The following is a 15,428-nucleotide window of genomic DNA, read 5'->3' as shown; positions in this document are numbered from 1 at the left end:
TACAGTTACAGCAAAATTCATACCGATTTTTGCATAATAATATAAAAATTGTGTTGCATTTTCGTGCTGGAAGTGCTATAATGTTCTTGGTTAACATAGTTCGTTTACAGGGATATTAGAAAACGGAGGAATTATTATGTTCAAAAAGATCATCAGCACCTCTCTCTCCGCCGCATTTGCAGCTTCTCTCATAGGAAGCGCTTCCGCGGCAGATATCAGCGCTGCACCTGCAATGCGCGATATGACAACTATGGAAATAGTCAGCGACATGGGAATAGGTATCAACCTCGGAAATACCTTTGAATCCTCGGGGGACTGGATAGAGCAGTGGGGCGACGGTACGCCTAATGCGTACGAAACTGCATGGGGAAGCCCCACTGTCACCGAGGACCTCATCAAGGGCTATGCCGCAGAGGGATTTGACTCCCTGCGTATTCCCGTTGCGTGGTCTAATATGATGTCCAAGGACGGAAGCTATACCATCTCTGACAAGTATATGGCAAGAGTAAAACAGGTCACGGACTGGGCGCTGGACGCTGATCTCTACGTTATCGTGAACCTGCACTGGGACGGCGGCTGGCTGGAAAAGCTCCCTACCGACCACGACAACGTTATGAAAAAATACAATGCCATCTGGACTCAGGTAAGCGACGAGTTCAAGGACTACGGCGACAAGCTCATTTTTGAGTCCCAGAACGAGGAGCTGGGCTGGAACGACGTCTGGAACCAGTGGAGCGGCAGCACCAACGGCAAGGCTGAGAGCTTCGGCTATGTCAATGAGGTGAACCAGAGCTTTGTGGATATCGTGAGGAATTCGGGCGGCAATAACGCCCAGCGTCACCTGCTCATTTCGGGCTACAATACCTCCATCGACCTCACCTGCGATCCCCTGTTCAAAATGCCTGCCGATCCCGCAAACCGCTGCGCTGTATCGGTTCATTACTACACTCCGTCCACATTCACCATCCTCACAGAGGACGCTGACTGGGGCAAATCCGCCTACACATGGGGAAGCGATGCGGAGCTTGCAGAGCTGAAGCAGCAGATGGACCTTTTAAAGTCCACCTTTGTAGATAAGGGCATACCTGTTATCATCGGCGAATACGGCGCTACCAAGGACAACAAGGAGCCTGAGTCTGTCCGCCGCTACATCACCTCAGTGTGCGAGGCAGCTCTCTCACGAGGCGGTATCTGCCCCGTTATGTGGGACGTAACAGACCTTCACTACGACCGAAAGACATATAAAATGAAGGATACTGAGCTCCACACTAACCTTCTTGCACTGAAAGAGAAGTATGTCAATAAGGAGCCTGCTCCGTCAAAGCTCATGGGCGATGCCAACAAGGACGGCTCTGTAAATGTTGCCGATCTGATAATGGCTCAGCAGTTCCTCCTCGGCAACACTGAGCTTACCGACTGGGAAGCAGCAGATGTGATCGAAGACAGCATAATTGATATCTATGACATGATCCTTCTGAGGAAAATGCTCATTGTAAACCACTAAAAAACTGACCTGCTCCACGCTGATGTGAAGCAGGTCTTTTTTTATCCCACCACGATTTTTACTGTGATGTTCTTATTCTGTGGAGTCAGCTCCGCCTCGTCGCTGAGGTTGATAACAGGGTCACCGTTTCCGTCGAATGCCACACGCTTTATACGGGTGTGCCTGCAGGGATCGTAAAGCGGGTCCTTGTTATAAGTGCCGCACTTCTGATCTGAGTGTGATGAGGGACGGGCGTGATAAACAATAAGAAGATTTCCCATTTCGTCTCTTACAAAGCAGTTATGCCCCGGTCCCGACTGTCCGCTGAGATCAGCGGTCTGGAGCACGGGAGAGCTCAGCTTCTTCCAGCTGTTTATATTCATAAGGTCGGAGTTTATATCCGCTTCCATTCTGCCAACGCAGTACTCCGAGCCTGTGCCCGAAGCCGAGAAGAACACATATACCTTCTTGTCCGTCTTGAGGACTGCCGCGCCCTCGTTAACGCGGTTGTTGACAAGCTCCCAACTGTACTCGGGCTTGGTGAGCATAATAGGCTTGGAGATGAGCTTCCACGGCTCAGATGGGTCTATCTCAGCCATAAACAGCGATGAGTCGCCCTTTATCTCAGCCCAGATCACATAGTGCCTGCCGTTATTCTCAAAGTAGGTCATATCCAGAGAGAAGCTCCTGAATGACTCCGTGTCCCCCGAGGAAGCCTGCATCTGTCCGCATTCCGTCCAGTTTCCGTTATAGGGGTCACCGTCACACTTGAGCACATAGGGACGTATCGCCCAGATGTTGTCGCTGGCGCCAGCCGCAAAGAACATATACCACGCTCCGCCTATCTTATGCATCTCGGGAGCCCAGATGTGCTTGGAAAGTATGCCGCTTGAATGTGCTTTCCAGATGGTCTTTTCCTCTGCGGAAGCAAGTCCGCCAACGGTATTGCTGCGCCTGAGGATAATTCGGTCATAACCCTTGTCAACGCTTCCGTATGCAGGATATGACGCCGTAAAGTAGTAGTATCCGTCCTCGCCGTCTACAATGTAAGGGTCAGCCCTTTCGTTTATAAAGGGATTTGCGTAAAGCTCCGAGCTGGACTTGACCTTTGCCTGTGCGTCGTAAACGCCCGGCTTTGAGGTATCCACCATATAGGACAATCCTGCCCAGTCAAAGCTCATATCGCAGGTACCGCCGTCGGAGTACTCCGCAGTGAGCACCCTCGGGACTGCGGACATATTCTCCCCCAGCCCCACATTAAGTGAAGTTGACCTGAAGCCCGTGTTCAGTGTAGTGAGACCTGCCGAGGGATAGGCATTTATCAGCGCTGTGTACTGGTCGGCGTTTATTGGAATAACGTAACCGTGACGGGGAGTGAAGTTGAAGCTGTAACTGCTTCGGCTGAGTGTGGTGAAGTTGGTAAGGTCACGGGTCTCCTGCATAACATAGTAGCCGTCACCATATGCATCGGACATCATAAGCCACTTGTCCTCACCTATGAGCTTGTATATGTTAGGACCCTCAACGCCAAGATTGCCCTCGGAGACCTGTTTTATCTCAGTGTAAGGACCGCTTGCGTGGTCGGCGGTCGCAAGATAGATACGCTTGTTTGTTTCATTCTTGTAGTACATATAGTACTTGCCGTCCACATTGATTATATCAGAATCTATGGCATCATTGCCGTTCTGAGGCGCAAAAAGCAGCTGCGGATCGGTGTCAAGCTTCTTCATGTCCTTGCTGTATGCATAGTACATTATGGTTCTGTTATCGCGGTTCGGAACTCTTGCCGCAAAGTATATCATGTATGACTCCTTTTCGGGATCATATATCGCCTGCGGAGCCCATGCACGGTCAGCCCCTTGCATGAGAGGGTATTTGTTGGCTATCTCAATGCTTGTCTCGTCGAACCAGTGTACAAGGTCGGTGGACTTTGCGCTGAGCAGATTTCTGTTGCTGTTCCAGCCCAGTGAGGACTTCATATCCGTAGCAAGCAGGTAGTACAGACCGTCCTCGCCCTTGAATATATATGGGTCACGGAGACACTCGGTGCCCACGCTTGACTGCCATACAGCTCTGCCGCCGTTGAGGGCTTTGAAGTTGTAGCCGTCGGTGCTGACTGCATAGGAAAGGCGCTCCTGCTCGGGAGAATTGCCGAGGAAGTATGCGAAAAGATAAGCAACATCGGGCTTTTCTGTGGAAATAGTGCTGTATGTCTCGATATCTGTATCATTTCCCAGCAGGAACTGAGAAAGCAGCACCAGATCGGCAGTGTTTACCGATCCGCTGCCGTCCATATCGGCTATGGCAGCCATAGTCTCGTCAAAGCCTGTGATAACGCCTCGCTGCATAACTGTCCTGTCGAAAATGTCCACAGAGCCGTCAAAATTCAGGTCGCCGCGGATAAAGCTGTGATCGCCTCCCACAGGGCGTATATAGAACTTCTGTCCCTCGCCTGCCCAGTAGTCCCACTGGTCGATATTGGCGCCATTCTCGTGGCTTATGTCGTATACGTCAAGGGCAGCATTGCCCGAGCACTCGCCTGTGATGTAGTAAGCGTCATCTGTCCTGTGAAGAATGAAGTGCTGAGCCGCTGTATCTCTGTATTCAGAGAGATAAATGTTGTTTCCGTTGGTGGAGTCGCCGTTCTCGACCGTCAGCGCCATTCGCCTGTCCGCACCTGAGAAAATACAGCATTTTCCGTCCCCTGCGCTCTCGATATGCCAGACCTGAGAATTGTCCCCCAGCTTCTCCCACTGGTGGACATTACCGTCACTTGCAGCCGTTATGTACTTTCCGCTGAGCCGCACCATAATGGTATAGTCGCCGCCGCTTATGACCTCGCCGAAGCTGTCGGCATAGTCGGCGGACACTACCGCAAAGGACTGCACAGGCGGACAGGCAGCAGCGACCAGTGCTGCCGTGCTTGCAGCTGCAAGCACTCTTTTCAGTCTGTTCATTTTCAAAACCTCTTTTCACGAAAAATATTTATACTTCAGTCAGTAGATCTCAAAAGACAGCTTTCAGGATAAATAATGATCTTCCTCTAAGCTCTAAGCTCATTTTATCTTATTTTCTCCGAAAAATCAATAGTTTTTTGTGCTTTTTCATATCATTTGGCAGAAAAAAGCTCCGACTTTAAGCGTTATACTAATATTGCAGTTTTACACGCAATTTTAAGGGAAGCACTTCTGAAAAGTACATCCCTTAACTCCGTTTCCGGACTCTGTTTTAGTTTTTCTATGGAGAGGACTTCCGAAAAAGTATGCCGTTCTCTCATGTATAAAGCGTCCTCTCCATAGAAAAACCAGCCAAAAGTCTTTGGAAAAGAGGTTCGGGGGAAGAACCTTTCCTCAGAAAGGTTTTCCCCCGATAGTTACATATAAACTTACATATCAGCACCACGCTTGCGTCGGAGCTTTTAACGTATGTTTTACTTGATGAGACCCATGCCCCAGATGGTGAACTGTCCGCTTCCTGTGATGGAAACATCAAGCTCGCCGGATGTATCCTGATAGTAGCCAAGCTCTGCGTCGGGACCGCCCCATGTGTACTGCTTGCTGCCGTTGACCTTTGTGGTCTTGCCGTTTACAGTAACATTGATGCTGCCCATGCCGGAGCTGTTAGCCTTGAATACGATGATAAGGCCCTTGCCCTGTGCCTTGAATGTCATAGGACTGCCGCCGTTGAGGGTGTATGAGTAGTTCAGTGAAGGACTGCTGTTATAGCCCATGCCTGAGGTCCATGAACCTGCATTGAAGCCTGTCATATTCTTGGGATTGATGTTTACACAGTCAGCGTACTCGAAGCCGTAAACTGCCTTAGAGGGCAGAGTATATGAGCTTGAACGGTTTTCGGTCTTCATAGCCTGACGGAAGAAGTATCCGAGACAGTCTGCGATGAGCTGTCCGCCCTTCTGATGAGGATGATACTCATCAGTGTAGTAGTCGCTTGCCTTGAGGAATCCGCTGTTGAATGCCTTTGTAAGAGCGTCATCCATACTGATAACAGGGATGTCAAAGTTCTTACCGATGGGGTACATCTGGTTCTGGCTGGAGAAGCCGCCCTGTGCCCTTGTGATAAGTACGATAACAGCAGGCTCGTTGGGAAGGTCGAGGAACTTCTTGATACAGCTCTCGAAGCACTTCTTGTACATGATATCCTCGTGGTCGTTTACCGAGAACTCGAGGAAGATGATGTCGGGATTCTGTGCAACTATCTCCTGCTCGCTTCTAACGAGACCTACAACAGATGAGGTACCCGAAAGACCTGCGTTGACTTCCTTGAAGCTGCCCTTTGCAAAGGTGTTCCTTACATAATTAGAGAAAGGTGTTGTGTAGTTCTTGCCCTCGGTGATAGAGCCGCCGAGGTAAGCTATTGTAAGAGGATCGCCGTTTTCAGCGCCTGCGAGCTTCTTGTCAAGTCTGTATGTGTTGCCCATGTGCTTGATGGAGCTCTTGTAGAAGTCGATATACTGTGCAGAAGCTGTCTCCTGATATGTATCCCACTTTGAGTCGTATTGAGGCTCGGGAGGGATAATGATCTCAGGCTCGGGCCATTCTGTGATCTTCTTGAGAATGAACTTCTGGATATTCACAAGGTCTGCTACCTCGAACTTGCCGTTCTGGTCAACGTCGGCAGCCTTGAGAGTTGAGCCTGTGAGGTTTCCTGCGATGATGCCCTTTCTTGCAGTGATCATGTCAAGAGAGTCAACTGCTCCGTCGAAGTTCACATCGCCGAGGATGACCTGCTTGGGAGGCTCAGCACCCTTGATGACTGTTCCTGCGGGAGCACCTACTGCCTCGTCCACATAGAAGCTGATATAGTCCGAATCGGTCTCGTCTGTCTCAACGTAGAGCTTCAGATCTGTAGCGCCTGCGGGAATGGTGTAATTTGTATTTGCAAGCTGCATCCACTCGCCCTTTACAGCCTTTCCTGCGGCTATCTGAGCGTACTTGGTATCGGTACCGTCGGAATACTGGAGAGAGAGCTGGAAGCCCTGCTCGGCAGGACCGCTGTCATACTTGACATTTGCAGCGAAGCTGAACTCGCTGCCTGCGGCAAATGTTCTCGAGCTGAGAGACTTTGCAGCGCCGTTCCATGTAGCTGTTCTGCCTGAAACGCTGAGAGCGCCTGTGTCGTCCATACCCTTGCCGGAAGCAGTCTCAACTGTTTCGCTTGCTCTGCCTGTCCAGCTATTTGTGGAGCTGTCGAAGGTGTCGTGGAAGAAGTATCCGTCATCGTCAAGTACCTTTGAGGGATCCTGTCCGCCGCCCTCGCCTGAGAGAACGAAAGTGGTAACGCTCTCTGAAGGAAGTGTAGCCGAGAAGCTTGTTCCGCTTGCTGAGAGCTCATTCTTTTTAAGGTTTCCGGCAGCAGATGTGGTATAGCTGTCAACATAGGTGAGAGTCTCACCGCTGCCCATCTGGAATTCCTGATTTACATTGCTCTTATTCTTGTTGATAGCGACAACAGCGATAGTTCCGTCTGTATTCTTATATGCAGAAACAAGAACGTTGCTGTTGGGCTGCTCAGTAGCGCCGATACGAACAGCGCCGGGGCGTACCCACTTTGAATACTGAGCCATGCAGTAGCCGCGCTTACTGATCTGACCGTTCTCCTTCATAGGACCGTATGATCTTCTGATGTACCACCATACATAGGCGTTCATATTGCCGACAACGAGTCCGTTGTGGATATTCTCGGCGACCTGTAATGCCTTAGGATACTCGTCTGCGTCGGAGTTTGAATCAGGTACATAGACCTCAGTCATCCAGATGTCCTTTCCGCAGTTTTCAAGTGCGGGGAAGTCCATATCATTGCGGCTGGTGCCGTAGAAATGAGTACCGAAAAGGTCAGTATTTGCAAAAGCCTGCTGGTTTCCGAGAATACCGTTATAGATGTCCTTTCTGTACTGGAAGCTCTCAGGTGACATGAGCTTGGCATTTGTGCCAGCTGTTACCTGCTTACCGTAGTTGGCGATGAAGCTTACAAGGTCGCTTGTGCTCCATGCAGTCCAGTCCTTAGCGTAGTCGGGCTCATTCTGTACCGATACGGAATAGAGGTCGATGCCCTCCCCCTCCATGTACTTGATATAGTTGTTGAGATGTTTTGCATAGTCGCCGTACTGGTTCTTGTTGAGTACATATCGGCTGCTTGAGCCAGCACTCCTCATGCTTGCGGGAGGATACCACGGAGATGCGAATACCGTAGCTCCCAGAGCCTGAGCGCGCTTAGCGGTGGGAACAGCGTTTTTCCATGCGTTTGAATCATCGCTGATGTAGATACGCAGGATAGTGAGACCCATTTCGTCCTCACCGTTTCCGAATGCCTTCTGCACCTGTGCATCGGTCATATCGCCCTGTGAGATCCACTCGGGAAGATTGATGCCTCCGAAGCCCCTGATAGTCTGGTGTATGTCGGTAGTATCGATAACCGCCGCACCTGCTGCTGAAGCTTCAAGAGGTGAAGTCCCGGAAAAAACTGCTGTGCCTGAGAACAGCAATGCCGCAGCCGTAACAGCAGACAGCATTTTTCCGAAAATGTTTGTTGTTTTCATTTGCATCACTCCTTATTATAAACAAAATTTCTCCGATTTTATTATACCGTGCAGGTAAAAATAAAACAACCTACTTTTTACATATCGGGTGGACAATCCGACGATAAGCAAAAAATCGGCATTTCGCACAGCTCTGAGCCTTTGGATTTGTGCGAAAATGACAATGCCAGAATTAAATTAAAGCACCATCATCATTTAATGAATATGCACACAAATGCACATTAAAACTTGAATTAATTATAACTTATTTCCAATAAAAAGTCAAGGAATATTCCTGCTGACATAATAGCAGTTTTATGCTGAAAAAAGCTCACAGAAATGCCTTTAAACAGGCAAATCTGCGAGCTTTGCAAATCAATGTCAATAATTGCGGATTTCTGACCAAAAATTGCTGAATTGCAATTTATATAACGGTGATACAGCACATACGATATATCGATAGCACTATTTTTACATTTTAGCTTTAAGCACAATAGTATCACTTATCAGAACCTACTGCAAGCTCAACCGCATGGTAGGCTCCGTCATAGATACCTGCCTTCTTTGCGGTGATTATATGCTTGCACATTTTCTCGATGATATCGCCGCCGTTCTGTATCATGTCTATCATTGCGATAGTCTCCGCAGGAGTTGAGCACTCATATGTGCCGTCGCCGATCTCCGCAGAACGAATGGCTCCCCATGCCTCATGACCGCCAACGCGCTTGATCATAAGCTTCGGGATCGGGTAGAACGCCAGCTCACTTGGCTTTGTTATGAGGATATCGCTGCACCTCATGAGCAGGTTAGTGGAGTACACCGCCGCAAATATATCAGAGTGGCAGAATGCGTGGATACCGCTGACTTCCCTTTCGTACACATCTGCACAGAAGCTCTGTGTCTCCTTGAAGTCGTCAAAATGCTCATGGAGAAAAGGCTTCATCTGCGGTATCTCTGCAAGAAGGTCACGCCACACCGCAGCATGGTCCCCCACATTTATAAACAGTGACGCTCTGCCTGCCTTTATCTCCGGAAGAAGCTTTCGGATTACAGCCGCGAATATCTCCTTCTGTGCGCCTGCACCGCCTACGGACATGAGCCAGCGTTTGGATTTTCCGCCTGCCGCTCTGTATACGCGCTTAATGCAGTCCTTTTCGATGTTAGAGACCAGCTCGTGGTCGATATAATGCCCCGTATAAACAATAGCTTCCTTTGGCATGGGCTTCAGCTGACGCTTTTTGTCCATTCCCCTCAGAGCACGGTAGCCGAGATATGAGGACGGGGTCTGCACCGTATGGATAGCTCCCTCTGAGAGGTGGAGCCCCATAGGCCAGTTGTCAGGAATAGCATTGACTACATTAGTGAGCCCTGCGTGAACTGCTGCCTGCGAGGGCCATACATGAGTTGCCACAAATGGGATATCCTTGGGCAGATCGCGGAATACCGCCGTCATAAGTTCTGCCGTCTTTTGGTCGGAGCTGTTGTAGGTAAGCTTCCTGAAGCCTTCACTGTTGAGCGGCTCCCATACAAGCTTATTGAAAAGCCCGAACCTCTGTGACAGCCGTGAGCCAAGAGAATACAGCTCATTCTGCTCGGCTATTATCTTTCCGCAGGCTGCATCCTTGAACGAATGAAGATCGAACCAATAAGGCTCATAGCCCATTGAATGTGCCGCAGAAGCTATCGCCATTGAAATGCGGTAGTGTCCGAAGCCCATGCGGATATTGCCTATCACGAGACTTTTTTCGTCAAATCTGCACTCACTGCTGTCCGACAGCACAAGCTGACGGACTCCGAGAGCCTTTCCGATAGCAGGTGCAGGCTGCGGGGCGAGATGATAGACAGCGTCCGTATCATCTCCGTACTTGCGGATAAACTTAGCCTTGTTCTTCACAGCCTTCCTGTAGGCACGCTCAGATATCTCATTTTCAAAAATAAATTTGGATCTGTCCATAAAATCGCCTCCAGACTCTTGACAAAGTTCGTGAAATATGTTAAAATAATTCAAAAGATTGATAGATTGTCTATCATTTGATATATAGTCTATCACAAAAAAGGAGGTTTGTCAAGTGGAAAATGAAATTTCTCACGATAGCTTAAAAAATAAGCGATATGAGAAGGCTGTTGAGGTAAGTGCACAGCTCTTCCTCAAAAACGGTATCGACTCAGTAAAAATGACCGACATCGCTGATGAGTGCGGTATCGGCGTTGCTACTCTCTATCGCTGGTTCGGAACAAAAAACGGCATCACCATCGCAGCAATGACCTATATGTGGAATGAACTGAACAAGATGTTCAGCGGCATATTCGAGTCCGAGGTCTTTCTTTCACAGTCGGGCATAAAGCAGCTAAACGACCTCATGAGAATGTTCATCGTCCTCTATGAAGCTCACCCTGGCTTCATGCGGCTGCTGTCCGAATTTGACCTCCTTCTCATCTCCGAGGATATCCCTAAAAAGGATCTGAAGGAATACGAAAGGTCTATCATCAACTTCTACCCCGTATTCGAGAATTCCTACATGATGGGTATTGCGGACGGTACTGTCCGTGAGATACCCGATATCAGAATGTTCTACCTTTCATTCGCACATACGCTCATGGAACTCAGTAAAAAGCTCATTCAGGGAGAGCTCCTCCCCAATGATGACTTCTCACACGCTGAGGAAGAATTAAGCATGATAATCGAGGCTGCCGTTTTCTTTTTAAAAAAGGAATGAGGTGTCTTTATGCAGACGAAAAAGACTGCGACAAACAAGATTTTATGGATATTTGCAGTAGGTCAGCTGGGCTGGTCACTGCTCTCGGGTATTATAGCAAACTGGCTGGTGTTCTTCTATCAGCCCAGCAGTGAGGAGCTTGACAAGGGGCAGCTCCTGTTCATACCTAAAGGAACATTCATCGGTCTCACTGCAATCGGTATCATAACTGCCTTCGGACGTATCTTTGATGCAGTTACCGACCCATATATCGCAGGAAAGTCCGACTCGCTGAAGCACAGGCTTGGCAGACGTATACCCTTTATGCGCTTTGCTGCTATCCCCTTCGGCGTAGTCACTGTCCTCATGTTCGTGTCTCCCTTCGGTGAAAAAAGCATGGGAAATGCAGTATTTCTCTTTGTTTTTGCAATGATGTTCTACTTCTGCATGACCTGTTACTGCACGCCGTATAACGCTCTCATCCCCGAGCTGGGCAGCACTCAGAACACAAGGATAAACCTTTCCACATTCATATCTGTTACCTACTTCTTCGGAACAGCTATCGCCTATCTGGTGCCCAATATAGCAGGCATATTCATGAACAGTCTCGGCTATGCCGCAAGCTTCAGAGTGACCATCGCTATACTGGCAGCAGTTGCGGTCATCTGTATGCTCGTTCCTGCTTTTCTCATTGACGAGAATCTGTACGCGGACACAACTCCCAGCAAGAGCACAGCTTTCAAGTCTCTCCTTGCTACGTTCAGGAATAAGGATTTCCGCGTTTTCGTGTGCTCTGATATACTTTACTGGATAGGTCTGACCCTGTTCCAGACAGGTCTCTCATTCTATATCACAGTACTTCTGGGACTTGACTCGGGTATGACCTTCCCTCTGTTCGCCATAATGACAGTGGTCTCGCTGGCATTCTATCCCCTCGTCAATATCTTCTCAAAGAAGATGGGGAAGAAGAAGCTCATAGCCTTTGCGTTCCTGTTCTTCTCATTTGCATTCCTCGTAACTGCCGCCGCAGGTCTCATAGGTATACCTGCAATGGTATACGGTGTTATCATCGCCGTTCTTGCAGCAGTTCCCATGGCTATACTGGGCATACTGCCGCAGGCTGTTGTGGCTGATATCTCCGAGGCGGACAAGCTTGACACAGGCGAGAGCCGTCAGGGAATGTTCTATGCGGCTCGTACCTTTGCCTTTAAGCTGGGACAGTCTCTTGCAATGCTAATGTTCACAAGTATCGCCCTCATTAACAGCGACGCCGAAAAGGGCAGCAGCGGATATGGTCTCGGTTACAGACTCACAGCTTTGCTGGCAGCCGTTCTGTGCCTGCTTGGAGGACTGGTATTTCTTCGATATAACGAGAAAAAAGTTATCAACCGTATAGAGGAGGGCAGCAAAAATGCTTAAATTCAAATCCCTGCAATTTCTCTACAAGGACGGCGACGACGACTTCATGGCTATGACCTCCAGCTCACTCAGGAATGACCGAATGGAGCTGGAGATCACAAAAGAGGGCGATGTGTTCTCTGTCTCCGTCAGCTCTAATAAGGAAATAACCATAATGAAGATACTTGCGCTGTTCGAGTACGAATTCTCTGAGGAGGATAAAATATTCCTCAACGGTTATCAGTCATGGACGGACTCGGTGGAGCACAGTGTCAGCGACAAAATGCACGGTATAAGTCACATTCCCTCTGCTATCCGCAATAAATATGCCTTTTCTCAGTACGGCGACTATAATTTCAGCAGCTACGGTGACGATATGCACGGCTGGTCCTACGGGTATATAAGGCAGGATGACAGGTATAGCTTCTTCGGGTCTCTTGCCGAGGACAGCGGATTTACACAGTTCATAACCCAGACCGGAAAAGGATTTATCTGCGCCCAGAAGGACTGCGAGGGACTTACCATAAACGGCAGATGGCAGGCTCTCAAACTCTATATCACAGAGGGCTGCGAAAAAGAGGTCTTTGACGGCTATTTTCGCGAGCTTAATGTCAGGCCGCGAACCGATAAACCTATCTTCGGATATACAAGCTGGTACGACCACTATCAGGATATCGACGAGGATACTATAAAAAATGACCTTATCGGTCTAAATGCCCTTACTCTGAAAGCAGACGTTTTCCAGATAGATGACGGCTGGCAGACTGCCGTGGGAGACTGGTTGTCGGTAGATAGGGAAAAATTCCCCAAGCTCATGAAGAAAACGGCTGACGATATCAAAGCCGCAGGACTGACTCCCGGTATCTGGCTTGCTCCCTTTGTCTGCGAGGAGGACTCTGAGCTGTTCAGAAACAACAAGGAATGGATGGTACTCGACTGCGATAACGGCTATGTAAAAGGGGGCTCGAACTGGAGCGGCTTCTACGCACTGGATATATATAATCCCGAGGTTCGTGAGTACATACGGTTCGTCATAGACACCATCGTGAACGAATGGGGCTACAAGCTTCTGAAGCTTGATTTCCTGTATGCGGCTTGTATCGTTCCCCGTCCCGATAAAACAAGAGGGCAGATAATGGCTGACGCTATGAACCTGCTGAGAGAATATGCTGGCGACGCCCTTATACTTGCCTGCGGTGTTCCGCTGGCATCTGCTTTCGGAAAAGCGGACTACTGCCGTATCGGCTGCGATGTAAGCCTTGACTGGAACGATAAGCCACATATGAGGCTTATGCACCGCGAAAGAATAAGTACAAGGAATTCCATACTGAATACTGTGTTCCGCAGACAGCTCAACAACAGAGCATTTCTCAGTGACCCCGATGTTTTCCTGCTTCGTCCCTGCAATAATTCACTTTCGGACGAGCAGAAAAACTGCCTTGCAGAGGTAAATGCGATGATGGGAAGTGTGCTGTTCACCTCTGACAATTTCTATGATTATACCGAGAAAGAGATAAAGGAGCTTTCCAGAATAATGCAGATAAAGGATGCCGAAATAGTCTCGGCAGACCTGACAGACGATTCACTTACTCTGCGTTTTATCGTCGGCGGTAAGAAATATATAAAAAGGTACTCCATGTAAAAAAGGCTGACCTCCTTAAGAGTAGTACTTATATAGCAGCTTATGCGTTATTATCGGGGACAAACCTTTCTGAGGAAAGGTTATTTCCCCGAGCCCCTTTTCCAAAGACTTTATAACTGAATTTAGCCCCAACAGGGCGCTCCACACAAAAAGTGAAAATCAGTAATAATACTGAGAGCGCCCTGTTGGGGCAAAATTTAATGCTGAAAGTTTTAGGAAAGGAGTTTGAGGAAGAACCCTTTTTCAAAAGGGTTTTCCTCAATATTACTCGTAAAACTTCTATAAGAGTGTTGCTCTTATGGAAGTCAGCTTTTCTTAAAGCTGTATTTTGTCGGTTTTTGTTGATTTTTGTCGATTAATATGCTATCATAATAGCAGAGGTGATATTTTGAAAAGGAAAAACTCTTTGCCAAAATATCTGCTCTACACTATTTGTTCAGTGGCAGCTGTACTTGCAGCCACGTTTTACTTCCACATCAGCGATACAAAGCAAAACACAACAACAGTAATAATAGAAAGGCATGATGAGGACATCACCACTGAGGTCAGTGAAATACAAACCATAAAAACCACATCAAAGAAAACCCGTACCCACAAAACTACGACTACAAAAACATCAGAAGCTGCTGAAACAAATACTGCGGAGCCAACTACCGAGTTCGTCTTTATTGACCTAAACTCCGCGGGAGCAGATGAATTTGCAAAACTTAAAGGCATCGGCGCCGTTCTCGCCGATGAGATAATCAGATACCGTAATGAACACGGCGGTTTCCGAAATATCGAGGAGATCATGAATGTCAAGGGTATCGGTGAAGGCATATTTGCTGATATCGAAGATAATATTTATGTAATTGATCCGATCTATGATACCGAGGAAGAATTCGCTCCGGATTGCGATTACGAAGAACAAGAGAATGAAACTGAAGCCGATGAACCGATTCTGACTCTTGAGGAAGCTGCGCCCATAAACATAAACACCGCAGATGCAGCAGCGCTTATGCTGCTTCCCAATATCAATGAGGAGAAAGCTCAGAGCATCATTGCATTCCGAGATGAAAACGGAAGCTTTCATAACACCTATGAACTCCTTCTCGTTGAAGGCATCAGCAGAAACGATGTAAATGAAATCCTTGATTTTGTCACGACAGATTAAGTTCGTGACTGTTATAGTTATGCCCTGATGCAATGATCGAACAATAAAATAAAGCCTCACTGTTTTCACAGTGAGGCTTTTACAGTGGGCCATTAGGGACTCGAACCCCAGACCGTCCGGTTATGAGCCGGATGCTCTAACCAACTGAGCTAATGGCCCTTATAAGAGATATCGGAAGCTTTTAGCTTCCGATTATCTATATAGTGTCGGCACTGATTTAGTTTCCCGGGCCGTCACCAGCCAAGTATCGTCAACGTGAATGAGCTTAACTTCCGTGTTCGGAATGGGAACGGGTGTGACCTCATTGCCATAAGCACCGACTAAATATTAATGAAGTTTTCAAGGAATAAAGCGTAATGCGAGGCGAAGAACACATTGAATGAAGTAAAAAGGAAAAGCCCTCGACCGATTAGTACTCGCAAGCTGAACGTGTCACCACGCTTACACTTTGAGCCTATCAAACTCATAGTCTATGAGAGGTCTTACTCTTACGAAGGGATATCTTATCTTAAGGTCGGCTT

8 protein-coding genes, 1 tRNA gene and 2 rRNA genes are annotated in these 15,428 nt (G+C 48.1%); 5 read left to right on the top strand and 6 right to left on the bottom strand.

The annotated features are described in order from the left end of the window. Positions 1-136 precede the first annotated feature (136 nt). Complete coding sequence (locus tag DSZ37_RS17165; protein ID WP_109728106.1) at positions 137-1,504, top strand: cellulase family glycosylhydrolase; 1,368 nt, start codon at positions 137-139, stop codon at positions 1,502-1,504. 41 nt (positions 1,505-1,545) lie between these two features. Here DSZ37_RS17165 and DSZ37_RS17160 read toward each other — a convergent pair whose 3' ends face one another. The 3 genes from DSZ37_RS17160 to DSZ37_RS17150 form a co-directional block, all read right to left on the bottom strand. Further along, positions 1,546-4,440 (bottom strand): family 43 glycosylhydrolase, encoded by a 2,895-nt coding sequence (locus DSZ37_RS17160; protein WP_109728104.1) that lies wholly within the window; start codon positions 4,438-4,440, stop codon positions 1,546-1,548. Positions 4,441-4,913: 473 nt separating this feature from the next. After that, positions 4,914-8,039 carry a carbohydrate binding domain-containing protein gene (locus DSZ37_RS17155; RefSeq protein ID WP_109728102.1) on the bottom strand — a complete coding sequence of 1,042 codons (3,126 nt, stop codon included), beginning with the start codon at positions 8,037-8,039 and terminating at the stop codon, positions 4,914-4,916. A gap of 478 nt (positions 8,040-8,517) precedes the next feature. Continuing rightward, entirely contained in the window at positions 8,518-9,972 is a 1,455-nt protein-coding gene (locus DSZ37_RS17150) for a DUF6937 domain-containing protein (protein ID WP_109728100.1), read from the bottom strand. A 115-nt stretch (positions 9,973-10,087) separates the two neighbouring features. Between DSZ37_RS17150 and DSZ37_RS17145 the strand changes: the two genes are divergently transcribed. The 4 genes from DSZ37_RS17145 (at position 10,088) to DSZ37_RS17130 (ending at position 14,907) form a co-directional block, all read left to right on the top strand. After that, positions 10,088-10,735, top strand: coding sequence for a TetR/AcrR family transcriptional regulator (locus DSZ37_RS17145; RefSeq protein WP_109728098.1), 648 nt, complete (start codon positions 10,088-10,090; stop codon positions 10,733-10,735). Positions 10,736-10,744: 9 nt separating this feature from the next. After that, entirely contained in the window at positions 10,745-12,133 is a 1,389-nt protein-coding gene (locus tag DSZ37_RS17140) for an MFS transporter (RefSeq protein ID WP_109728096.1), read from the top strand. Continuing rightward, positions 12,126-13,754: a glycoside hydrolase family 36 protein gene (locus tag DSZ37_RS17135; RefSeq protein ID WP_109728095.1), complete on the top strand. Its 1,629-nt coding sequence runs from the start codon at positions 12,126-12,128 to the stop codon at positions 13,752-13,754. The genes DSZ37_RS17140 and DSZ37_RS17135 overlap by 8 nt, the downstream gene beginning before the upstream one ends. A 406-nt stretch (positions 13,755-14,160) precedes the next feature. Further along, on the top strand, positions 14,161-14,907 hold the full coding sequence (locus DSZ37_RS17130) for a ComEA family DNA-binding protein (RefSeq protein ID WP_146198214.1): 747 nt from the start codon (positions 14,161-14,163) through the stop codon (positions 14,905-14,907). A gap of 85 nt (positions 14,908-14,992) precedes the next feature. On the opposite strand, the gene DSZ37_RS17125 is transcribed toward DSZ37_RS17130, so the two are convergent. From DSZ37_RS17125 to DSZ37_RS17115, 3 genes are all read right to left on the bottom strand, one after another. After that, positions 14,993-15,066: transfer RNA gene (locus DSZ37_RS17125), tRNA-Ile, on the bottom strand. Positions 15,067-15,111: 45 nt separating this feature from the next. Next, positions 15,112-15,228, bottom strand: a 5S ribosomal RNA gene (rrf, locus tag DSZ37_RS17120). 67 nt (positions 15,229-15,295) lie between these two features. Beyond that, positions 15,296-15,428, bottom strand: a 23S ribosomal RNA gene (locus DSZ37_RS17115); the annotation flags it as partial.

Source organism: Ruminococcus flavefaciens (genome assembly GCF_900116855.1).
Lineage (GTDB): Bacteria > Bacillota > Clostridia > Oscillospirales > Ruminococcaceae > Ruminococcus > Ruminococcus flavefaciens_R.
The sequence above is the reverse complement of the archived record's forward strand: the minus strand, read 5'-3'. Positions and strand labels throughout refer to the sequence as shown.

What these genes read in the sequence shown, in the direction of transcription:
- DSZ37_RS17160 (WP_109728104.1), bottom strand. Translation starts at nt 4,440, where the DNA reads ATGAACAGACTGAAAAGAGTGCTTGCAGCTGCAAGCACGGCAGCACTG.
- DSZ37_RS17155 (WP_109728102.1), bottom strand. Translation starts at nt 8,039, where the DNA reads ATGAAAACAACAAACATTTTCGGAAAAATGCTGTCTGCTGTTACGGCT.
- DSZ37_RS17150 (WP_109728100.1), bottom strand. Translation starts at nt 9,972, where the DNA reads ATGGACAGATCCAAATTTATTTTTGAAAATGAGATATCTGAGCGTGCC.
- DSZ37_RS17135 (WP_109728095.1), top strand. Translation starts at nt 12,126, where the DNA reads ATGCTTAAATTCAAATCCCTGCAATTTCTCTACAAGGACGGCGACGAC.
- DSZ37_RS17165 (WP_109728106.1), top strand. Translation starts at nt 137, where the DNA reads ATGTTCAAAAAGATCATCAGCACCTCTCTCTCCGCCGCATTTGCAGCT.
- DSZ37_RS17140 (WP_109728096.1), top strand. Translation starts at nt 10,745, where the DNA reads ATGCAGACGAAAAAGACTGCGACAAACAAGATTTTATGGATATTTGCA.